At 60.4% G+C, this 20,873-nt stretch carries 25 protein-coding genes; 18 read left to right on the top strand and 7 right to left on the bottom strand.

The window, feature by feature from the left end:
• Nucleotides 1-6 precede the first annotated feature (6 nt).
• From ACQKP2_RS05825 to ada, 4 genes are all read left to right on the top strand, one after another.
• Nucleotides 7-177, top strand: coding sequence for a hypothetical protein (locus ACQKP2_RS05825; RefSeq protein ID WP_427575101.1), 171 nt, complete (start codon nucleotides 7-9; stop codon nucleotides 175-177).
• Between the two features lie 193 nt (nucleotides 178-370).
• Nucleotides 371-1,075 carry a 2OG-Fe(II) oxygenase gene (locus tag ACQKP2_RS05820; RefSeq protein WP_427575099.1) on the top strand — a complete coding sequence of 235 codons (705 nt, stop codon included), beginning with the start codon at nucleotides 371-373 and terminating at the stop codon, nucleotides 1,073-1,075.
• Between the two features lie 5 nt (nucleotides 1,076-1,080).
• On the top strand, nucleotides 1,081-1,746 hold the full coding sequence (gene alkB / locus ACQKP2_RS05815; RefSeq protein WP_427575126.1) for a DNA oxidative demethylase AlkB: 666 nt from the start codon (nucleotides 1,081-1,083) through the stop codon (nucleotides 1,744-1,746).
• An 88-nt stretch (nucleotides 1,747-1,834) separates the two neighbouring features.
• Complete coding sequence (ada, locus tag ACQKP2_RS05810) at nucleotides 1,835-2,899, top strand: bifunctional DNA-binding transcriptional regulator/O6-methylguanine-DNA methyltransferase Ada (protein ID WP_427575097.1); 1,065 nt, start codon at nucleotides 1,835-1,837, stop codon at nucleotides 2,897-2,899.
• Here ada and ACQKP2_RS05805 read toward each other — a convergent pair whose 3' ends face one another.
• On the bottom strand, nucleotides 2,900-3,883 hold the full coding sequence (locus ACQKP2_RS05805) for an MDR family oxidoreductase (protein WP_427575096.1): 984 nt from the start codon (nucleotides 3,881-3,883) through the stop codon (nucleotides 2,900-2,902).
• Nucleotides 3,884-4,060: 177 nt separating this feature from the next.
• Between ACQKP2_RS05805 and ACQKP2_RS05800 the strand changes: the two genes are divergently transcribed.
• From ACQKP2_RS05800 to ACQKP2_RS05760, 9 genes are all read left to right on the top strand, one after another.
• Nucleotides 4,061-6,505: an autotransporter gene (locus tag ACQKP2_RS05800; RefSeq protein ID WP_427575094.1), complete on the top strand. Its 2,445-nt coding sequence runs from the start codon at nucleotides 4,061-4,063 to the stop codon at nucleotides 6,503-6,505.
• A 104-nt stretch (nucleotides 6,506-6,609) separates the two neighbouring features.
• The gene (locus ACQKP2_RS05795) at nucleotides 6,610-7,674 is read left to right on the top strand and encodes an NAD(P)H-dependent flavin oxidoreductase (protein ID WP_427575093.1); all 1,065 of its coding nucleotides are present in this window, start codon (nucleotides 6,610-6,612) and stop codon (nucleotides 7,672-7,674) included.
• 133 nt (nucleotides 7,675-7,807) lie between these two features.
• Nucleotides 7,808-8,575, top strand: a complete 768-nt coding sequence (modA, locus tag ACQKP2_RS05790; protein WP_427575091.1) for a molybdate ABC transporter substrate-binding protein — start codon at nucleotides 7,808-7,810, stop codon at nucleotides 8,573-8,575.
• Nucleotides 8,576-9,256, top strand: coding sequence for a molybdate ABC transporter permease subunit (gene modB / locus ACQKP2_RS05785; protein ID WP_427575089.1), 681 nt, complete (start codon nucleotides 8,576-8,578; stop codon nucleotides 9,254-9,256).
• 3 nt (nucleotides 9,257-9,259) lie between these two features.
• On the top strand, nucleotides 9,260-10,339 hold the full coding sequence (gene modC / locus ACQKP2_RS05780; RefSeq protein ID WP_427575087.1) for a molybdenum ABC transporter ATP-binding protein: 1,080 nt from the start codon (nucleotides 9,260-9,262) through the stop codon (nucleotides 10,337-10,339).
• 75 nt (nucleotides 10,340-10,414) lie between these two features.
• On the top strand, nucleotides 10,415-11,434 hold the full coding sequence (locus tag ACQKP2_RS05775; RefSeq protein ID WP_427575085.1) for a DNA topoisomerase IB: 1,020 nt from the start codon (nucleotides 10,415-10,417) through the stop codon (nucleotides 11,432-11,434).
• A gap of 72 nt (nucleotides 11,435-11,506) precedes the next feature.
• Nucleotides 11,507-11,728, top strand: a complete 222-nt coding sequence (locus tag ACQKP2_RS05770) for a hypothetical protein (RefSeq protein WP_427575084.1) — start codon at nucleotides 11,507-11,509, stop codon at nucleotides 11,726-11,728.
• Nucleotides 11,729-11,853: 125 nt separating this feature from the next.
• Nucleotides 11,854-12,084 carry a hypothetical protein gene (locus tag ACQKP2_RS05765; RefSeq protein ID WP_427575082.1) on the top strand — a complete coding sequence of 77 codons (231 nt, stop codon included), beginning with the start codon at nucleotides 11,854-11,856 and terminating at the stop codon, nucleotides 12,082-12,084.
• 208 nt (nucleotides 12,085-12,292) lie between these two features.
• On the top strand, nucleotides 12,293-12,577 hold the full coding sequence (locus ACQKP2_RS05760) for a hypothetical protein (protein WP_427575080.1): 285 nt from the start codon (nucleotides 12,293-12,295) through the stop codon (nucleotides 12,575-12,577).
• Nucleotides 12,578-12,600: 23 nt separating this feature from the next.
• On the opposite strand, the gene ACQKP2_RS05755 is transcribed toward ACQKP2_RS05760, so the two are convergent.
• A complete protein-coding gene (locus ACQKP2_RS05755) occupies nucleotides 12,601-13,272 on the bottom strand; it encodes a TetR/AcrR family transcriptional regulator (protein WP_427575079.1) in 672 nt (223 codons plus the stop codon).
• Between the two features lie 177 nt (nucleotides 13,273-13,449).
• Here ACQKP2_RS05755 and ACQKP2_RS05750 point away from each other — a divergent pair, with 177 nt between their 5' ends.
• From ACQKP2_RS05750 to ACQKP2_RS05735, 4 genes are all read left to right on the top strand, one after another.
• A complete protein-coding gene (locus tag ACQKP2_RS05750; RefSeq protein ID WP_427575078.1) occupies nucleotides 13,450-14,280 on the top strand; it encodes an NmrA family transcriptional regulator in 831 nt (276 codons plus the stop codon).
• A 110-nt stretch (nucleotides 14,281-14,390) separates the two neighbouring features.
• A complete protein-coding gene (locus ACQKP2_RS05745; RefSeq protein WP_427575076.1) occupies nucleotides 14,391-14,591 on the top strand; it encodes a hypothetical protein in 201 nt (66 codons plus the stop codon).
• Nucleotides 14,592-14,622: 31 nt separating this feature from the next.
• On the top strand, nucleotides 14,623-15,066 hold the full coding sequence (locus ACQKP2_RS05740; RefSeq protein WP_427575075.1) for a hypothetical protein: 444 nt from the start codon (nucleotides 14,623-14,625) through the stop codon (nucleotides 15,064-15,066).
• Between the two features lie 45 nt (nucleotides 15,067-15,111).
• Nucleotides 15,112-15,330 (top strand): DUF4287 domain-containing protein, encoded by a 219-nt coding sequence (locus ACQKP2_RS05735; RefSeq protein ID WP_427575074.1) that lies wholly within the window; start codon nucleotides 15,112-15,114, stop codon nucleotides 15,328-15,330.
• 68 nt (nucleotides 15,331-15,398) lie between these two features.
• Here the strand turns inward: ACQKP2_RS05735 and ACQKP2_RS05730 are convergent, their stop codons facing one another.
• The 4 genes from ACQKP2_RS05730 to ACQKP2_RS05715 all read right to left on the bottom strand — a co-directional run bounded on the left by ACQKP2_RS05730 (nucleotide 15,399) and on the right by ACQKP2_RS05715 (nucleotide 19,046).
• The gene (locus ACQKP2_RS05730) at nucleotides 15,399-15,782 is read right to left on the bottom strand and encodes a VOC family protein (protein ID WP_427575072.1); all 384 of its coding nucleotides are present in this window, start codon (nucleotides 15,780-15,782) and stop codon (nucleotides 15,399-15,401) included.
• Nucleotides 15,783-15,841: 59 nt separating this feature from the next.
• Complete coding sequence (locus ACQKP2_RS05725; protein ID WP_427575071.1) at nucleotides 15,842-16,960, bottom strand: S-(hydroxymethyl)glutathione dehydrogenase/class III alcohol dehydrogenase; 1,119 nt, start codon at nucleotides 16,958-16,960, stop codon at nucleotides 15,842-15,844.
• A gap of 107 nt (nucleotides 16,961-17,067) precedes the next feature.
• The gene (locus ACQKP2_RS05720) at nucleotides 17,068-18,036 is read right to left on the bottom strand and encodes a glycine betaine ABC transporter substrate-binding protein (protein ID WP_427575070.1); all 969 of its coding nucleotides are present in this window, start codon (nucleotides 18,034-18,036) and stop codon (nucleotides 17,068-17,070) included.
• Nucleotides 18,037-18,209: 173 nt separating this feature from the next.
• Nucleotides 18,210-19,046, bottom strand: a complete 837-nt coding sequence (locus tag ACQKP2_RS05715) for a HalD/BesD family halogenase (protein WP_427575069.1) — start codon at nucleotides 19,044-19,046, stop codon at nucleotides 18,210-18,212.
• Between the two features lie 109 nt (nucleotides 19,047-19,155).
• Between ACQKP2_RS05715 and ACQKP2_RS05710 the strand changes: the two genes are divergently transcribed.
• On the top strand, nucleotides 19,156-20,067 hold the full coding sequence (locus ACQKP2_RS05710) for a LysR family transcriptional regulator (protein WP_427575068.1): 912 nt from the start codon (nucleotides 19,156-19,158) through the stop codon (nucleotides 20,065-20,067).
• A 26-nt stretch (nucleotides 20,068-20,093) separates the two neighbouring features.
• Here the strand turns inward: ACQKP2_RS05710 and ACQKP2_RS05705 are convergent, their stop codons facing one another.
• A complete protein-coding gene (locus ACQKP2_RS05705) occupies nucleotides 20,094-20,861 on the bottom strand; it encodes an ABC transporter ATP-binding protein (RefSeq protein ID WP_427575066.1) in 768 nt (255 codons plus the stop codon).
• Nucleotides 20,862-20,873 lie beyond the last annotated feature (12 nt).

Genomic DNA, 20,873 nt, shown 5'->3' with positions numbered 1-20,873 from the left:
AAGGCCATGGCCCAGACGACCAAGTACGTCATCAAATACAAACTCAACGGCGAGCGACGCTTCGAATTCGCCCAGCTCGAAAACGGCACCCAAGAGCAAGCCAAGGCTGCGCTGGATGCCCTGCACGGCAAGAGCGAAGACGTCATCAGCGACATCAGCGTCAGCAAGGCCCTGTAAAGCGCTCGCGCAGCAGCAACAGGCATGCTGGCCCCGCGCGCTGGAATTCGACAGCAAGCAGCGGGGTGTCCACACCCTCGGCATGCCTCACACTGGCCACCTCACCCCGGGGTCAAGGTGTCAGAACAATGTCCATCGCTTGTGTCCGCCTCATTTGTCGCACATTGAATTCGAGCCATCGCGAGAATCGTCGATGAGTGAGCGATTCCTGGACAGGCTCGATTGGACGATGATCGAGCAGCAACTCGATCAGGATGGCTGCGCGATCATTTCCTCACTGTTGAGCCACAAGGCTTGTGATGAAATCGGCGCCTTGTACGCCCGCTGCGAACCGTTTCGCTCGCAGATCATCATGGCTCGCCACGGATTCGGACGTGGCGAGTACAAATACTTCAACTACCCCTTGCCCGATCTCGTGGCCCGCCTGCGCACTGCGCTGTACCCGCGCCTGGTGCCGATTGCCAATCGCTGGAACGAGCAGATGGACCTGCCGGTGCGTTTTCCCGACAGTCATGAAGCCTTCCTCGAACGCTGCCACGCGGCCGGCCAGAACCGCCCGACGCCGTTACTGCTGCAATATGGTCCGCAGGACTACAACTGCCTGCATCAGGACTTGTATGGCGAGCATGTTTTCCCGCTGCAAGTGGCGATTCTGCTGTCGGAACCGGGGGAAGATTTCACCGGTGGCGAATTCGTGCTGACCGAGCAGCGCCCCAGAATGCAATCGCGCCCGCAGGTCATCGGCCTGAAAAAAGGTGACGGCGTTATCTTTGCGGTCAACCAGCGCCCCGTCAAAGGTGCGCGAGGCTATTACCGGGTGACGCTGCGCCACGGTGTCAGTCGCTTGCACAGTGGTAAAAGGCATACGCTTGGCATCATCTTTCACGATGCGACATGACCGACATGGCCCCGACCACCCTCGACTTGTTCGCCGATGACGAACCCCAACAGCAGCCCCGGCGTGATCGGATCGGCGAACAGGCTTTCGTTCTCAGAGGCTTTGCCCTGCCCTGGCTTGAGCAATTGCTGCCCGCGCTGGAAGGCGTGCTGGCCGCCGCTCCATTCCGGCAAATGGTCACGCCAGGCGGATTGACCATGTCGGCGGCCCTGAGCAGTTGCGGCACATGGGGCTGGACGACCGACCGCAATGGCTATCGCTATACCCGTAACGATCCGCAGACCGGCCTGCCATGGCCGGACATGCCCGAGGTGTTCCTTCAATTGGCGCAAGCCGCAGCGCGGGAGGCTGGATTCGCAGCTTTTGTGCCGGACTCCTGCCTGATCAACCGATATGTTCCTGGCGCCAAGATGTCATTGCATCAAGACAAGGATGAAAAATCCTACGCGGCACCTATCGTTTCGGTATCGCTGGGGCTACCGGCCATGTTCCTGTTCGGCGGCTTTCACCGCAGCGACAAAAGCCAGCGGGTGCCACTGCTGCATGGCGATGTCGTGGTCTGGGGCGGTGTGGATCGATTGCGCTATCACGGCGTCCTGCCGATCAAGGACGGGCGGCATTCACAACTGGGTGAGCAACGGATCAACTTCACCTTTCGTACGGCGAATTGATGCCCCTGGAATTTGACCGCAAGCGCCGGAGTGCAGGCTTGCCGAGGCCAGTTCAATCTGCGGTAAACGGGTCAACGGAAACCAAGCCATGACAAATCAATCGACAAAAATCGCCATCGAACAGGATCCCCGCTGGGCCGCCGTTGTTGCACGCGACCCAAAAGCCGATGGGCAATTCGTCTATGCGGTGAAAACCACCGGGATCTACTGCAACCCCAGCAGCCTGGCACGTTTGCCCAAACCACAGAATGTCGAATTCTTCGAGACCGCCGAGCTGGCCCAGGCGGCCGGTTACCGCGCGAGTAAACGCGCCGTCAAGGACCAGAGCGATGTCGCCGCGCAACATGCCGCGACCGTCGCGGCCGCCTGTCGCCGGATCGAAACCGCCGAGCAGATTCCCGCCCTCAACGATCTGGCCGAAGCTGCGGGTCTGAGCAGCTTTCACTTTCACCGGGTATTCAAGTCCGTCACGGGCCTGACACCCAAGGCTTACGCGGCGGCCCATCGCTCGCGCCGGGTGCGCGAGCGGCTGGCCGACGGCCGTTCCGTCACCGACGCGCTGTATGACGCCGGCTTCAATTCCAACAGCCGTTTTTATGAGGCGGCGGATCAGGTGCTGGGGATGAAACCTGCCGATTATCGAGCCGCCGGGCAAAACAACGACATACGATTTGCAGTGGGCCAGTGTTCCCTTGGGGCGATTCTGGTGGCGCAAAGCGAGCGCGGCGTGTGTGCAATCCTGCTTGGCGATGATCCGCAACAATTGGTCTACGACCTGCAGGACAGGTTTCGCCGCGCCAACCTGATCGGCGCCGATACGGCGTTCGAGCAGTTGATCGCCAGGGTGGTGGGTTTTATCGAGGCCCCTGCCCTGGGCCTGGATTTACCTCTGGATGTACGCGGCACGGCATTTCAGGAGCGGGTCTGGCAGGCCCTGCGGGATATCCCCGCAGGCTGCACCGCCAGTTATGCCGATATCGCCCAACGCATCGGCGCGCCCAAAGCCGTTCGCGCGGTGGCCCAGGCCTGCGGCGCCAACCACCTGGCGGTCGCGATCCCGTGCCATCGCGTGGTGCGCAGCGATGGCAACTTGTCGGGATATCGCTGGGGGATCGAGCGCAAACGGCAACTGCTGGAGCGCGAGTCGCACTGATCAGCGATTCACATCCACCACAACCCGCCCGCGCAGTTGCCCGGCGAGCAAACGTGGAGCCGCATCGATCGCTTCGCTCAGGCCGATTTCATGGCCGATCAGCGGCAGCAGATTGAAATCCAGATCCTTGGCCAGGCGGCTCCAAGCCTCCACACGTTTGGCTTTGGGCTGCGTCACGCTATTGATGCCGGCCAGGGTGACACCCCGCAAGATGAACGGGGCGACGGATGCCGGGAAGTCCATGCCCTGGGCCAGGCCACAGGCGGCGACAGTGCCATTGGCCCGGGTGCTGGCACAGGCGTTGGCCAGGGTGTGGCTTCCGACCGAATCGATGACCGCTGCCCAACGCTCCTTGGCCAGGGGCTTGCCCGGTTCGGACAGGGTGGCGCGGTCGATGATTTCGCTGGCGCCCAATTGCTTGAGGTAGTCGTGTTCCGAGGTGCGTCCGGTGGATGCCACCACTCGATAGCCCAATTTGCTCAGCAAGGCGATGGCGAAGCTGCCCACACCGCCATTGGCGCCCGTGACGAGGATTTCACCCTGATCAGGCGTCACGCCGTTGTGCTCCAGCGCCAGGATGCACAGCATCGCGGTATAACCGGCGGTGCCAATGGCCATGGCTTGCGCAGCGGTGAACGCCGTGGGCAATGGAATCAGCCAGTCGCCATTCAGGCGGGCCTTTTGCGCCAGCCCACCCCAATGCCCTTCGCCGACACCCCAGCCATTGAGCAGGACCTGATCACCGACCTTGTAGTCTGGATGCCCACTCTCTTCGACAGTCCCTGCCAGATCGATGCCCGGCACCATGGGGAATTTTCGCACCACCGGGCTGCTGCCCGTGATGGCCAGGCCATCCTTGAAGTTCAGCGTGCTATAGGCCACACGCACCGTGACATTGCCTTCGGGAAGCTGATCGTCATGGATCTTTTCCAGTGTCGCCCGGTAACCGTTGTCGTCTTTGTCGATCAAAATACCTTGGAACATGACTGCCTCCTGGTGGGATCACCCGTTGTGGTGTGAATTAAATACCACATCGTAAAAAAATCCCGTACTCGACTTTAAGCCAACTGATCAATCCGCCGGACGGTTGCGCGAGCTGCGACTATGCTTTTTTCGCGATCTCGAAAAGCTGCCTGAACGGTCCTGTCGATGGAGTTGACGATGTATTTTCCGCGCGCTTTTGCAACGTTGCTGATGCTCTGCCTGGTGGCCTTGCCGAATGCACAAGCGGCACCGACACAACCCGCCAACGCCCCCGCCGCCCAGGCGCCAGGCCCCAGTTGGCCCCAGGTGCTGACCAGTGGCGACAGCAAGCTGACCCTCTACCAGCCGCAGCTCGACAGTTGGGACGGCTATACCCTCAAGGCACGGGCGGCAGTCGAGGCCACCGGTGCCGACGGCAAGTCCACCTACGGCATCGTGCAGTTCAGCGCCCATACGCTGGTCGACAAGGCCACCCGCTGGGTTGCGCTCGATCAATACACCATCATCAAAGCCGATTTTCCTTCCAGCGCGGCGCAAGCCGACAGCTGGGTAGCCACGCTCAAGGAGGATGCAGCAAACCGCAAGAAGACCCTCTCCCTGGATCAACTCGAAGCGGCCATGGGCGTGATCGCCGCCGAACAGAAATCCAGTGGCGAGCCAATCGCCAACACACCGCCCACCATCATAAGCTCCGAAGTGCCAGCCTTGCTGGTGTACATCGACGGCGAACCTGCCTATCGCCCGGTCGACGGCACCTCGTTGCAGCGGGTGATCAACACCCGGCCGCTGCTGCTCAAGGATGCTCAAGGCAAGCATTACCTGCACGTATTCGATGGCTGGATGGTCGCCGATGCATTGAACGGCCCGTATGCGCCGCTGCCCTCTCCCTCCGCCGAACTGGAAAAAGCCAAGAAAGCCGCGATCCAGAGCCGCCAGGTTGACCTGCTGACGGGCCAGAGCGATCCGAAGGACAAGATACCCACCCTGGCCAAGCCGCCTGTTCCGCAGATCCATGTCGCCACGGTCCCCACCGAACTGATCGTCACCGACGGCGCCGCGCAGTGGCAGCCGATCCAGGGCACCCAGTTGCTCTACGTGACCAACACCACCGGGCACATTTTCAAGGAGATCGGCGACCAGAACAGTTACCTGCTGATTTCCGGCCGTTGGTTCCGCGCCAGTGACATGCAAGGCCCCTGGTCCTTCGTCGCCGCCGACAAGTTACCGGCGGACTTTGCCAATATTCCCGATGACAGCGCCAAGGAAAACGTCAAGGCATCGGTAGCAGGTACGCCTCAAGCCAGGGAGGCGGCCATCGCAGCCACCATTCCCCAGACCTCGGCCGTCAAGAAAAGCGAGCTGAAAATGACCGCGCCGCAGTTCGACGGTCAGCCGCAACTCAAGGCGATCGATACCACGCCGTTGCAGTACGTGGTCAACAGCGCTACCCCCATCATCATGGTCGACGCCAATAGCTGGTACGCCGTGGAGAACGGTGTCTGGTTCGCCGCCACTTCCGTGCAGGGCCCCTGGGTGGTCGCCACTTCAGTGCCGGCAGTGATTTACTCGATTCCACCCAGTTCGCCGATGCACTACGTCACCTACGTGAAAGTCTATTCGGCCGACGGCGATACCGTGGTCGTGGGTTACACGCCCGGATATCAGGGCTCCACCATCGATCCCGAGAGTGGCGTGGTGGTGTATGGCACCGGTTATCCCTACACACCCTGGGTCGGCAGCGTCTGGTACGGGCCGCCGGTGACTTATGGTTTCGGCGTGGCGATTCGCTATACCCCCTGGACCGGCTGGACGTTCGGCTTCGGCTTCGGCTGGAGTTGGGGCGGCAGCACGGTGGCTGTGGGTTGGGGCTGGGGCGCCTACCCATGGTGGGGCAACTACGGTTGGGGCTATGCATGGGGCCCCCATCTGTATCCTGCGCCGATGCCATGGGGAGGCGCCGCCTACGGCTATCACGGCGGTGCAGTCGCCTGGGGACCCGGCGGCTGGGCCGGTACCACGGGCAATATCTATCGCCAGTGGGGTGATCGCGCTTCGGTCAGCCGCTACGGCGCCGGCTACAACGCCTGGACCGGCAACCAATGGGCCGGTCAGGTGGGTGCGTCCTACAACTCACGTACCGGCGTCGCCGCGGCCGGCCAGCGCGGCGCCGTGCACAACGTCTATACCGGCAACTACGCGGCCGGGCGCAGCGGCGTGGCGGTCGGCCCCAATGGCGGGGCCATTGCCGGTCAGCACGTGACCGCGGGTAATGCACGCTATGGCACGCAAGTGAAAGCCAATCGCGGCGCCGTCTACAACCCCAATACCGGCGACACCACGCAATACAGGAGCGTTCGTGGTCGTAATAGCGGTGCCGCGCAAATCGGCAACAACGTGTATGCCGGGCACGACGGCAACGTTTACAAAAAGACCGATGACGGCTGGCAATCGATGGTCGGCGGCACCAACCGGACCAATGCGGTCAATTCTGCCCAGGTGCAAAATCTCGACCGGGAATCGTCGGCGCGCTCGTTCGGCAACGACCGCTTGAACAACTTTCACGACTCCTCTCAAGTGATGAACCGTTCATTCGGTGGCGGCGGCGGATTTCACCGACGCTGAGCAGGCAGGCCCCGCGACAAACATGACTGGCCCCGGGCCAGTCATTGCTGCTACAAATCCGGTTCTACCGTCCCTGCCCGGTTTCAAGTCGGAGAACACCCAAAATGAAGCAATGGCCAGACACCCGCATTCTTGACCTGCTGGGCATCGAACTGCCCATCATCCAGGGCCCCATGGCCGGAGCCACCAACGCTGCCATGGTGATCGCAGCGAGCAACGCCGGCGGCCTGGGCTCCATGCCGGCGGCCATGCTGAGCATCGAGCAGCTGCGCGATGAGCTCAAGACCATCCGCCAACACAGCCAGCGCCCGATCAACGTCAACTTCTTCTGTCATCAACCGCCGCCGGTCGATGAGCAGCGCGCACGGGACTGGAAGAACCTGCTGGAGCCCTATTACCGCGAACTGGGTGTCGATTTCGACGCACCGACGCCCGTCTCCAACCGCGCGCCGTTCGATCTGGCGGGGTGCGAAGTGATCGAGGAGTTTCGCCCCGAGGTCGTGAGCTTCCACTTTGGCCTGCCGGAGAAATCCCTGCTGGATCGGGTCAAGGCCACAGGTGCAAAGGTACTGTCCTCGGCCACTACCGTGGAGGAAGCCGTCTGGCTCGAACGCCACGGCTGCGACGCGATCATTGCAATGGGTTATGAAGCAGGCGGCCATCGCGGGATGTTTCTGAGCGATGACCTGAGCAGCCAGGTCGGCACCTTCGCGCTGGTGCCTCAGGTGGTCGATGCGGTGAAGGTGCCGGTGATCGCGGCCGGGGGCATTGCCGATGCGCGGGGCGTTGCGGCCGCGTTCATGCTGGGGGCGTCGGCGGTGCAGGTCGGCACGGCGTACCTGTTCACCCCGGAAGCGAAAGTCAGCGCCTCGCATCACAAGGCATTGCGTACCGCCAGGGAAAGCGAGACGGCAATCACCAATCTTTTCACCGGGCGCCCGGCGCGGGGCATCCTCAATCGCGTGATGCGCGAACTGGGGCCGATGAGTACCAAGGCGCCGGCGTTTCCCCTTGCCGGCGGTGCATTGATGCCATTGCGCGCCAAAGGCGAAGCCGATTTCAGCAACCTGTGGGCGGGACAGGCATTCACGCTGGGTGTCGAGTTGACCACCGCTGAATTGACCCGGCAACTGGCCGAACAGGGGCTGGCCAGATTGCTCCGTCGCTGAGCATCGCGGCGAAGGCAGCACGCCTTTGCCGCGTCCCCTAAACCGCTCATTCCGTTTACAGGCATTTCGCTATATATTCCGATTTATAACGAATCACCCCCCTTGCAACATTTGACTATAACGGAGCCGTTTCATGACCATTCGTGCCTCACGTTTTGCCCCGACTTGCCTTGCGACCCTCATCGCCGTTTTCGCCTTCGGCACTGCGCAGGCCGATGAAGTGCAGGTGGCTGTCGCCGCCAACTTCACCGCACCGATTCAGGCGATTGCTGCAGACTTCGAGAAAGACACCGGCCACAAACTGGTCACTTCGTTCGGTGCGACCGGTCAGTTCTACACCCAGATCAAGAACGGCGCGCCGTTCGAAGTATTCCTTTCGGCCGATGACACCACGCCGGAAAAACTGGAAAAGGAAGGCGATACCGTCAAGGGTTCGCGTTTTACCTACGCCATCGGCACGCTGGCGCTGTGGTCGGCTAAAGAAGGCTATGTCGATGCCAAGGGCGACGTCCTGAAGAAGAACGAATACCAGCACTTGTCCATCGCCAACCCGAAGGCCGCACCTTATGGCCTGGCGGCGACCCAGGTCCTGGCCAAACAAGGCCTGACCGACAAGGTCAAGGACAAGATCGTTGAAGGCCAGAACATCACCCAGGCCTATCAGTTCGTGTCCACCGGCAACGCCGAACTGGGCTTCGTCGCCTTGTCGCAAATCTACAAGGACGGCAAAGTCACCAGCGGTTCGGCCTGGATCGTTCCGGCCAGCCTGCACGACCCGATCAAGCAAGACGCCGTGATTCTGAACAAAGGCAAGGACAATCCGGCCGCCAAGGCACTGGTTGACTACCTCAAGGGGCCAAAAGCCGCAGCCGTGATCAAGTCCTACGGTTATCAACTCTAAATGACGCTGACGAGTGCCGATTTTTCCGCCATTTGGCTGACCCTGAAACTGGCGTCCCTGACGACGGTCATTCTCCTGGTGATCGGCACTCCGCTCGCGTTGTGGCTCTCGCGCACCCGATCCTGGTTGCGCGGCCCGGTCGGGGCGATCGTCGCCCTGCCCCTGGTGCTGCCGCCTACGGTGATCGGTTTTTATCTGTTGCTGACGCTCGGCCCCAATGGGTTCATCGGCCATTTCACCCAATCACTGGGGCTCGGCACCCTCACCTTCAGTTTTGCCGGATTGGTCATAGGTTCGGTGCTGTACTCCATGCCGTTCGTGGTCCAGCCCCTGCAAAACGCTTTTTCCGCCATCGGCACGCGCCCACTCGAAGTGGCCGCCACCTTGCGCGCCAATCCTTGGGACACCTTCTTCAGCGTGACCCTGCCCCTGGCTCGCCCCGGTTTCATTACCGCAGCCATCCTGGGCTTTGCCCATACCGTCGGCGAATTCGGGGTGGTACTGATGATCGGTGGCAACATCCCCGAGAAGACCCGCGTGGTGTCGGTGCAGATCTACGATCACGTCGAAGCCATGGAATACGCCCAGGCGCATTGGCTGGCCGGGGCGATGCTGGTGTTCTCCTTCATGGTGCTGCTGGCGCTGTATTCCAGCCGACAAACCAAAGCGGGCTGGAGCTGATCGATGATTCAGGCGCGCCTGAAATTGAACTATTCGGGGTTTGCCCTGGATGTCGACTTACAGCTGCCCGGTCGCGGCGTGACGGCCCTTTTTGGTCACTCAGGCTCCGGCAAGACCACGTGTCTACGCTGCATCGCCGGCCTGGAACGGGCCGATCGAGGCTTTATCCAGGTCAACGATGAAGTCTGGCAGGACAGCGAAAGGCAAATTTTCGTGGCGCCGCACAAGCGCGCCCTGGGCTATGTGTTTCAGGAAGCCAGTCTGTTCTCGCATTTGTCAGTGCAGGCCAATCTGGAGTTCGGGCTCAAGCGAATCCCCAAACCCCAGCGCCGGGTCGATATGGCTCACGCGACCGCACTCTTGGGCATCGGCCATTTGCTCGATCGGCACCCGCAACATCTTTCCGGCGGTGAACGCCAGCGAGTCGGCATAGCCCGTGCGCTACTCACCAGCCCGAAACTGTTGCTGATGGATGAACCGCTGGCGGCACTGGACAGCCAACGCAAAAACGAAATCCTGCCCTACCTGCAGCGGTTGCACGACGAATTGGACATTCCGGTCCTGTACGTCAGTCATTCCCAGGATGAAGTGGCGCGCCTGGCCGATCACATCGTTCTGCTGAGCCAGGGCACGGCATTGGCCAGCGGCCCCGTCGGACAGACCCTCGCCCGCCTCGACCTGCCCCTGGCGTTGGGTGATGACGCCGGTGTCGTGATCGAAGGCAAGGTCAGCGACTACGACACGCACTACCAGTTGCTGACCCTGCAACTGCCCGAGACTCACCTGCACATTCGCGTGGCGCACACGCCGCTGGAGCCAGGCCAGGCGCTGCGCTGCAAGGTCCAGGCGCGGGATGTGAGCCTGAGCCTGCACAACGTCGAGCACAGCAGCATCCTCAATCGTCTGCCGGTCACCGTGATCAGCGAAATGAGCGCCGACAACGCCGCCCACGTGCTGGTGCGCCTCGACGCGGCGGGCACGGCCCTGCTGGCACGCATCACCCGTTATTCGCGCGATCAGTTGCAGGTGCACCCCGGCCAGCAACTGTGGGCGCAGATCAAGGCCGTGGCGGTACTGGCGTAACGTCGCGGGCACGTCTGCGCTGGCCTGGGGTCAATGGCTGTAACGGCCCCTGACTCCTGGCCCAGGACCATCGCCATGCCCGATGCACTGCCGCCCGACCTGCATTACGTCGATGATGCTCGCCCCGGAATTACCCGCAAGAAGTTGCGTGGCAAATTCAGCTATTTCGATCCTGCCGGCCTGCGCATCACCGACCCAGGCGAAATCCAGCGTATCAACGCGCTTGCGGTGCCACCTGCCTACACCGATGTGTGGATTTGCTGCGATCCGTGTGGGCATCTCCAGGCCACCGGTCGTGACGCTCGCGGTCGCAAACAATACCGTTACCACCCACGTTGGCGCGAAGTGCGCGACGGCGACAAGTTCTCGCGATTGAGGGCATTCGGCCTGGCGCTGCCGAAGCTGCGCAAGCGACTGGAAGCGTTGCTGGCCGCACCGGGCCTGAGTCGAGACAAGGTCATGGCCACGGTCATCACTTTGCTCGATGCGACGCTGATCCGTGTCGGCAACGCTCAATATGCACGGGACAACCGCTCCTACGGCCTGACCACCCTGCGCAATCGACATGTCGAGATCAATGGCAGTGCCATCCTGTTCCAGTTCCGTGGCAAAAGCGGCATCGAACATCAAATCACCGTAAAGGACCGGCGCCTGGCGAGCATCGTCAAACGTTGCCAGGAAATCCCCGGGCAACATCTCTTTCAGTACCTGGATGAAAATGGCGAACCGCACGCCGTCACCTCCGCCGACGTCAACACTTACCTGCAAACCCTGACCGGCGCCGACTTTACCGCCAAGGACTACCGCACCTGGGCAGGCAGCGCCCTGGCGCTGGCGGTGTTGCGAAAGCTTGAGTGGCAACCGCAATCGCAAGCCAGGCAACAGGTGGTGGAGATGGTCAAAAGCGTCGCCAGACAGTTGGGCAATACCCCGGCGGTTTGCCGCAAGTGCTATATCCATCCGGCGGTGCTGGACAGTTTTCTGCTGGGTGCACTGGCCGCACTGCCTCGGCCCAGGGAGCGCAAAAGATTGCGTGCCGAAGAAGTCGGCCTGGCCATGTTGCTGGAAAGGCTGGCAGCCGAACCGACGAACTGATCTGGCTGTTTTTTGCGCAATTGCAAATGACTTCTATAGTTGATCTGTAAACGAATCAGCTGCGGTGAAGCCATGGAAGACATTTTCGTCGTCAAGCGCTGCAACAAGATCATCATTTTTGGCCGCCGGGCCGGCGAAGCCGGTCACCCGCCTCCTGAAGCCGCCATCTGGTACCGCATTTGCGACACCCGTACCAATGGCTTTATCGGCGATGGCTATGATCTTGAAGAAGAGGCACGACGCATTTGCCGGCAGCTCAATATCAGGTCACAAGTCACGGCGCGCCAGGGCTGATGAGCCTTTACGCGCCTTTTACCGGTCTATACTGATGAAAGCGCAAGGACCGGCGCACCATGGAAAGCTCGCGCGTGGCGGGCTTTTTACTGCCCTGCCAGGTTGCTTGAACGGAGGTGTTTACCATGTCCGAAAAAGAGTCCATCACCACCCTGCTCACCCTGCTTGATGCCCGTCAGGTTCGCCTGGCTGCCGCGTGCAAGGAAATTGCCGACTGGGTCGATCATCAAGGCGGGCACCCGACGGCCCTGAGAATTCGTGACCGTCTGAACGATATCGAGAAGGACACGCCGCTGATTCGTACGACCTTGTCGTCGCTCAAACCTGTCGACCGGCCGCTGCCACGTTTCAGATGAATCCAATCGCACCTTCGATGCGAGGTTGTCTCTGACGCGGTTCGCATGATCGGCGACTTGAGTGTCACCGGGCATGTGGCTGCCTGTCAGTTCCCTGTGTTTCCCCCAACCCAGCCAGGCGCTGGGATTTTTTTGCGCCGCAAAACGCGGTCGAACGTCAATCTTCACGGGGTGTCCAACGATCACACGTCAAGAAGGAGACGTTCCGATGGTCACCCACTTCAGTGTTGGCGGGCATTTGGCCTGCGGTCACAAAGGCAACAATCTCACTTCGACCCGTGAGCTCAATCGGGTCAAATGCAGAAGCTGTCGAAACACCGACGCCTACAAGGAGGCGCGCAGAGAGCAGCGCAACGCCGCACGGCGCCTCGCACGCAAGGCCAGGGCCGCTTCGTCCACCACCGACTGGCGCCAGGCCTGGACTGATCGCCTGACGGCATTGCCCGGGTTGCAAAGGCTGCCTCGTGGTTTTACCGACCAACCTTTCGTCTGACAAAACGCTCCGGCGGCCAGGCGCTACGAGCTCGGCCGCCCGCTCTCGTCGCATGCGGGTTGCATGATCTGACGCAACGACATTTGTTTGTACGCCTCGACCAGCCCACGCCCCTCCTGGGGCTCGCAGGAAATGGCCAGGCGCATGGTCGCCTCGCCCAGATGCCAGATCAGGAACGCAGACTCGCGAACCTGCCGCGCATCGCTATGCGGGTAAACCCTCAATATCGCTTCGGCCAGTAACCCGCCGGCGATGCGGCTCTCCTGCAGTTCCAGTTGCAGCAACTGCTGGTCGGCTTGCATGCCGGACCAGATATCGCGCATCGCCGGGGTCGCGAGCACGATGTCGTAATACTGATCCAGCAAATCCGAATACGCCGCGTGCAGCCCGGGCACATCATCGACAGCCCCCAGCGCCTGTTCGATGCAGCAGCGACTTTCGAGGTTATAGCGTTCGGCAAGCACGCGGATGATCGAGCTTTTATCGGGAAAGTACTGATAGAGAGAACCGATGGAGATTTCCGAGCACTCGGCTATTTCACTCATCTTGAGTTGATCGCTGCCCTTGCTCGCAATCAATTGTGTCGCCACGGCGAGGATGCGCTCCTGCCGCTCGCGGCTGCGTCTTTGCGTCGGATGGCGCCGAATCGGTTCTGCAACAGGCTCCAGGTGCTCTTCGCGATTCTTTTTGCGCACGGCTGCGATTCCTCAGCGATAAACATGACGTTGACTCACCTTAGCACCGCCCATCGGCATCCCCAATAGAGCCTGTCCGTACGTCGGTTTGCAGGCTGTGATCAATTGACGGAAAAACGTGAGCGTTTATCATCTTTTAAACATGAGTATCCCTCACATTAAACAGGAGATGACGCGATGAACAACAGCCAGCAACCTGTTCTGATTCTCGGTGCCACCGGCAAGACCGGGCGGCGCATCGCGGCGCGGCTCGAAGCCTTGGGCCAACCGGTGCGCCTGGGCTCTCGACAGGCGACCCCATCGTTCGACTGGGAGGACCGCTCGACCTGGGCTGCCGCCCTCGATGGCGTTCGGGCCGCTTACATCTGCTACCAGCCGGACCTAGCCGTACCCGGTGCGCTTGAGACCATCCAGGCATTCACCGACCAGGCTGTAAAGAGCGGGTTGAGCCAACTGGTGTTGTTGTCGGGTCGCGGTGAGGTGGAAGCCGAACAGGCCGAATGCGTGGTGCGAAACAGCGGCATCGACTGGACCATCCTGCGCGCCAACTGGTTCTGCCAGAACTTCAGCGAAGCGCACTTTCTCGCACCGATCCTGCAAGGAGAACTGGTGTTGCCCGTCGGGGACATCGCCGAGCCTTTCGTCGATGTGGAAGATATCGCTGAAGTAGCCGTGGCGGCACTGACCCAACCCGGCCATCGCGGGCAACTGTATGAGTTGAGCGGACCCCGGGCCCTGACCTTTGCCGAGGCCGTTGCCGAGATTGGCCGCAAGACACATCGCGATATAAATTTTGTCAGCGTAACGCCCGACATCTATCGCCATGCGCTGGAACAGGAACAGCTGCCGCCAGAGGTGATCGACCTGGTGCTGTATCTGTTCACCACTGTGCTCGATGGCCGTAATACAGCCGTCACCGACGGGGTGCAGCGCGCACTGGGAAAACCGGCGCGGGATTTTTCAGAATATGTCCAACGCACGGTGGCAACGGGAGTCTGGGACAGGTAACTTTGAAGTCCGACGCACTGCATTGGCGACATGCAGGTTCCTCGACTAGGGTCTCTTTCGTATCGAACAGCGACACTTTTATTGACAGGAGCCTGATCAAGGAGCGAGCAATGTCATCCATCAGTAGTGCCGAACAAACCTATCGCAAGTGGTCCAGTCCGATCCTGCTCGAACTCAAGGAACGAGAACATCAGCTGGACCCGTCAGACCGCCAGGCGCTGCAAAATATTTTGCTGGAAAGAAGGCTGATCAACACAGGCAATCCAAACGGCAGTGATCGACGCAAGGCTGGCCCGGGTAAAGGCGATTGAGTCGACCCTTGTCTTTTGAGGGTGTACAGATGTGAAAGGCAGTTTGATTGGCGCATCGGTCGTCACGGTATTCGCAGGATTGCTGGCTTACGGGTTAAGTACCTGGGAGGTCAGCAAGAATGCGCGGCAGGAAGAAGTGTGCAAAGTCGCGCAGGAGCACCTCAAGTCCGTGGAGATCCAGGCTCGGGCCATGGCTGCGGGGTTGTCTGTCGAAGGGTACGCCGAGGCGGAGAAAGCTGAAGTGGGAAAACTCATCCATGCCCTGGACACCGCCAATACCAAGGAAGAAGTCGAAGCTGTCATTTCACAACACTCTGCCACCGTTGAAGCGCAGGTCGCCGCCACGGACGCAGAGGTCAAGTCACGGGGTGACCAACCCTTCCTCGGGCAGCAGCTCAAGGAGCAACGCATCACCACGGACGTCAAACAGGAAATCCAGCGTGCGGAGAAGGCCGTCAGCACCGCCTGCCAATGATCCGTGCGAGTGCAAGGCGATCCCGGTAAACATGGAGTTTGCAGCATGACCCAAGACACGAAAGTAAAAGGGCCCGCGTCGTACTTCCCCTCCATTGAAAAAAAGTATGGGCAGCCCATTTCCCATTGGCTTGATCTGCTTGGCACCGCAAGCGGCAAGAAGCATATGGAAATGGTGGCCTTGCTCAAAACCGACCACGGCATGGGCCACGGCCACGCCAATGCGTTGGTGGCGTACTACTTGAGCAGCGCCAAAGGCAACTGATCAACCAGTACGTCAGGCGCCTGCCAATCCGCAAGCTGCGGGGCATCCATGGATGCCCCGCAGCGCATTCATGCAGGTTTGAAGCAGTAGGCGGCCAGCTTGTTGCCATCCAGATCCCGGGCGTAAGCGGCATACGCATTCGGGGCCCAGCCGCGTGGGCCTGGCACACCTTCGCAGGTGCCGCCGCTGGCCAGCGCCGCTGCGTGAAACGCATCGATTGCAGCGCGATCGGAGGCTTCAAAGCTGACCGTGACTCCATTACCCACCGTGGCCGGGGCGCCATTGGCCGGTTTCAATACGAAGAACGACGGGGCACTTTCACCCCAGATCGAGCCGTTGTCGCCCAGATCCGCCATGCGCTTGTGGCCCAGGGCACCGAGTACCTTGTCGTAGAAGCTGCGGGCGTTAGGCAGATCGTTGGTGCCGACGGTGACATGCGTGAAGATGCTCATATTGTTGCTCTCTTGGGTAGATACACATTGGGTGTTGTTTGCGCTTTCGGCCGAATGCATCAGCGATCGAAATGAATGACGGTACGAATGCTCTTGCCTTGATGCATCAGGGCGAACGCCTCGTTGATTTCATCCAGCCCCATGGTGTGGGTGATGAAGGTTTCCAGCGGGATTTCGCCGGATCGGGCTTTCTCGACATAGGTGGGCAGTTCGCTGCGACCCTTCACACCGCCGAAGGCGGAGCCGCGCCAGACACGGCCAGTGACCAGTTGGAACGGCCGCGTACTGATTTCCTGTCCGGCACCTGCGACGCCGATGATCACCGACTCGCCCCATCCTTTATGGCAGCACTCCAGGGCGGCCCTCATGAGGTTGACGTTGCCGATGCATTCAAACGAGTAATCCACGCCCCCCTCGGTCATATCGACAATCACCTCCTGAATCGGCTTGTCGTAGTCCTTCGGATTGATGAAGTCGGTGGCGCCGAGTTGTTTGGCGATCTCGAATTTGGCCGGGTTGATATCAATCGCGATGATGCGGCCGGCCCTGGCCATGGTGGCGCCGATAATGGCAGCGAGGCCGATGCCACCCAGACCGAAGATGGCCACGCTGGCACCCTCTTCCACTTTTGCCGTGTTGAGCACCGCACCGATGCCGGTGGTCACACCGCAACCGAGCAGACAGACTTGCTCCAGCGGTGCCTGCTTGGGGATTTTGGCCAGCGAGATTTCCGGCACCACGGTGTACTCGGAAAAGGTCGAGGTGCCCATGTAATGGAATATGGGTTGGCCCTTGTAGGAGAAGCGGCTGGTGCCATCCGGCATCAGGCCTTTGCCCTGCGTGGCCCGAATTTTCTGGCAGAGGTTGGTCTTGCCGGACCGGCAGAATTTGCACTCGCCGCATTCCGGGGTGTACAGCGGGATCACATGATCACCCACTGCCACCGAGGTCACGCCCTCGCCCACGGCCTCGACGACACCGCCACCTTCGTGGCCGAGAATCACCGGAAAGATGCCTTCGGGATCAGCGCCGGACAGGGTAAAGGCATCGGTATGGCAGACACCGGTGGCGACGATCCGTACCAGTACCTCGCCCGCTTGCGGCGCAGCCACATCGACTTCGACAATTTGCAGGGGCTGGTTCGCCGCGAAGGCGACAGCCGCTCTTGATTTGATCATGTTCATGAATTCCGCACGCAAAGAGGCACCGCCTCTGTAAGGAAGCAAACAAAAACAGGTATGAAATGGTCGTTACGCAGAAAAGGCTTCCCTGCCCCCGTCGCTGGTCAGAGTGACGCTTCGATTTTTTTCGCGGCGGACTCATCGACCCAGGCGTGCCACACCTCCGGATGTTCCTTGAGGAATATCCTGGCCAGTCTTGGGGATTCGATGCGCTCGCTGGTCATTCTCGCCAGGTTCTGATTCAACAGATCGATGGGAATATTGACCTTCTCCAGTACGGCGACCAACTCCGGTGCCTGCTCATGAAAAGCCTTGGAGATGCCCACCCGGGTGATGACGTTCTTGTCGACGCCGGGTTTTTCTTCCAGCCGTACCGCATCGATCTGCCCCATCAATGGGGTCGGCGACCAGTAGTAGAACAGCACCGGTTCACCTCGCTTGTAGCTGGACAGTACCGCCGCATCCAATGCCGCGCCTGTACCCGGCCGGAAGTTGGTGAAGGTGTTTTCAAGACCATACTCTTTCAACATCTCGGTATTGTCCTGTTCACATATCCAACCTGCGGGGCAGTTGTAGAAACGGCCTTTGGAGGGTTCCTCCGAGTCGCGAAACACCTGCGGGTATTTGCTCAGATCGGCCACCGTCCTGAGGTCTGGTGCGCGGGCCGGTTTGTTGCGCTTGGCGTCCCCTTCGACGACATAGCGCGGCACATACCAGCCTTGAACGGCACCGATGATCGGCGCCCCGATCGCCACCACTTTTCCGGCGGCGGCGGCCTTTTTCCAGACTTCGCTGCGCTCCATCCACTCTTCGCCGAATACCTGAATGTCATTGCTGGCCAAAGCGGTTTCAAGAATGATGGTGTTGCCCACCAACTCGTCGGTCGTGCAGCCGTAACCATCCTTGAGCACGATCTTCATGATGTCGGTGAGCAGCATCCCGCTCTCCCAGTTCAGGCCGGCAAACTTCACTGATTTGCCCGAGTCGCACCATCCGGCCGCCTGGCTCGAAGCGCTGGCGGCAAGCACGCCAAGGGTGAGCACCGAGGCCAGCAATTTCTTCCTGTATTTCATGATCAGACGCTCCGAAATTATTATTGGGGATAGCGAGCTGTTGCGTGCTGCACCTGGCAAACGGACTCCGTCAATCGAATGGAGCCAGGCGCCTGTGCAAGCACGTGAACCGAAGGAATGCATCGAACGTTTTTGTTGTTATCGAGTTGCTATCGAGTTGTTATCGAGAGCACTCAAGCCACCGGGTCGGTGCTGGTGCGTCCGTAGAACAATTGACGGGCGTAGGCGCTGAACTCGACATTGGGTTGATCCACATAAGCCAGCACCGCATTGAGCCTCAAACGATCCCCTTCTACCGGCGTCACACGGTGCAATGAATAGCGACCACGGAACAGCGTCAGGGTGCCAGGCACTTGCGGCAGCACCTCGACCTGCTGCGTTTTCGAGTCGTCGAGGAACTGGCCGACCGCCTCGTGACAATCGTCGTTCTCATTGCGCAGCATGCGTACGTACTCGAAATCCCCACCGGCATTGGCTGCCTGAAGCGACAGGGTCACGCTGAAGCCTGCGCGGTCGAAGTGCCAGCCCAATTGTTGCCCGGCCGTAAAACCCTGCAAGTTGAGCGCAGCCAATGGGTCCGCATGGCGATAGAGCGTGTCCAGCCCCAACACATCCTTGATGAACGCCAATACGTCGTCCGATTCATAGATATTCCTGACCAGATTGTCGGCAGGAATGTCGGCGTAAGCGACGGTATCCTTTTCGGTTTTCATCAGGCGCCGCAGCGGGTGCGCCTCATCCACGCCCTCCACTTGTGGCTTGAAATAGACCGTGTGTTCTTCCCGGAAATGAAACATGCGCGGGTGCAGTGCAAGGGTTTGTTCGGCCATGGTTACGACCGTTTCGTCACGGGCAAATCCCGGGAAGATCGCCACGCCTTCCTGCTCAAGCAGCGCGCGACTGTGATCGACCAGCGCCTGATAGGCCGGGCTGGTTCGATCAGTGATGGGGTAACGCTCGAGATCGACGAGGTTGCCCAGGGTGACAGGTGTTGGCGCAAGCGTTGTCATGATTGTTGTTCTCCGATGGCTTTTGCTGGAAGCAGATTGCATCGCGGGAAAAAACAAGTCACGCTCATAATTTTACGCAATTTTGTGAATTATTTTCAGGTCGCACCCTATGAGACTCACCCTCGATCACCTCGTGATGCTGCAAACCCTGGCGGAAGTGGATTCCGTGACGGCGGTGGCCGAACGCCTGTGGCTGACCCCTTCGGCCGTCAGTCATCGAATGCGCGAAGCAGAGCGACGTCTGGGTGTGAGCCTCACGGAGCGATCAGGGGGAAAACTGCGGCTCAGCCCTGCGGGTGTCAGGCTTGAACGAGCCGCCAGGGACATCATCGCGATACTCAACGAAGCGGAGTCCGAGGCGCGCTCCATGGCGGGTGGCGTCACGGCGTTCGTGCGCATGGGCGTCACGTCCTACGGCCCGTTTCGCTGGATTCCGAAATTCATCAAGCATTACTCAAGCCTGCGTCCGGATATCGAAATCACCCTGGTGACGGTGCCGCGCAATGATGTCTACGCCAGCCTGATGCAAGGCAGGCTGGACGTATCGATCATCGATGACGGCATGGTGCCGAGCGGCGTCGCCAGGCTGCCGCTGTTTCGCGACGACCTGATCGCAATCATGGCCACCGATCACCCGCTGGCGCACCGGCAAAATATCTATGCCGAAGACTTCAAGACGTACAACCTGATTACCTACTCCACCGATCGCGCCAGTGGCTGGGAATATGACCGCTTCTTCGCCCCCGCCAGCATCCTGCCGCGACGGATGATCACCGTGGAGCTGATCGAGGCCATTGTCGAGCTGGTGCGCTCGGGCTACGGCATCAGCATCCTGCAGCGGGATCTGGTGACGCCCAGCCTGGATCGCGGCGAGTTGACCTGGGCAGCCTTGAATGAGGGGCTGGACATCGCCTGGAACGCCATTGTTCGCCCCTCGGAGCCGGAAGACAGCGAGGTCAACAAGCTGGTGGCCGAACTGAGCCGCTGGATTCAATCGGCAGAAAAAACCGGGCAGCCTTGAACCTGGATCCGAGCCTGCAGGTTTGGTTATTTGAGACTACCGGCCAGAAACTGCTGCAACCGCTCGCTTTGCGGATGTTGCAGAACACGGTCAGGAGCCCCCTGTTCCTCCACCCGCCCCTGATGCAGAAAGATGACCTGGTTGGAGACCTGCCTGGCGAATCCCATCTCGTGGGTGACCACGACCATGGTCCGGCCCTCCTCGGCCAATTGCTGCATGACTCTGAGGACTTCGCCGACCAGTTCCGGATCGAGGGCCGAGGTCGGCTCGTCGAACAGCATGACCTGCGGCTCCATGGCCAGCGCGCGCGCGATGGCGACCCTCTGCTGCTGGCCGCCGGACAAATGCACCGGATACTGCCCTTCCACCTTGGCAGGCAAACCCACCTTGGCAAGATAGTGACGTGCCCGTTCCAGTGCGACCTTGCGGCTGAGACCCAGCACACTCATCGGGCACTCGATCAGGTTTTCCAGCACCGTCATATGGCTCCAGAGGTTGAAGTGCTGGAACACCATCGACAATTGGCTGCGCATGACCCGCAGTTGCGCGGGATCGACAACGCACAACTCGCCGAGGGCGTTCCTGCGCGTGAGCAGTTCTTCGTCATTGACGATGATGCGTCCGGCCGAGGGCTGTTCCAGATGGTTGATGCAGCGCAGGAAGGTGCTTTTTCCCGACCCCGAGGAGCCGATGATGCTGATCACATCGCCCGCCCCGGCCTTGAGCGAGACACCCTTGAGCACTTCATGGTTGCCGTAGTTCTTGTACACATCTTCAACGATCAATTTATACATTCGGACAAATCC

The sequence above is a fragment of the Pseudomonas sp. NPDC089569 genome, from assembly GCF_050280625.1.
In the GTDB taxonomy this organism is placed as follows: Bacteria; Pseudomonadota; Gammaproteobacteria; order Pseudomonadales; family Pseudomonadaceae; genus Aquipseudomonas.
Note: the sequence above shows the minus strand (reverse complement) of the source record. Positions and strands in the feature narration are given on the sequence as shown.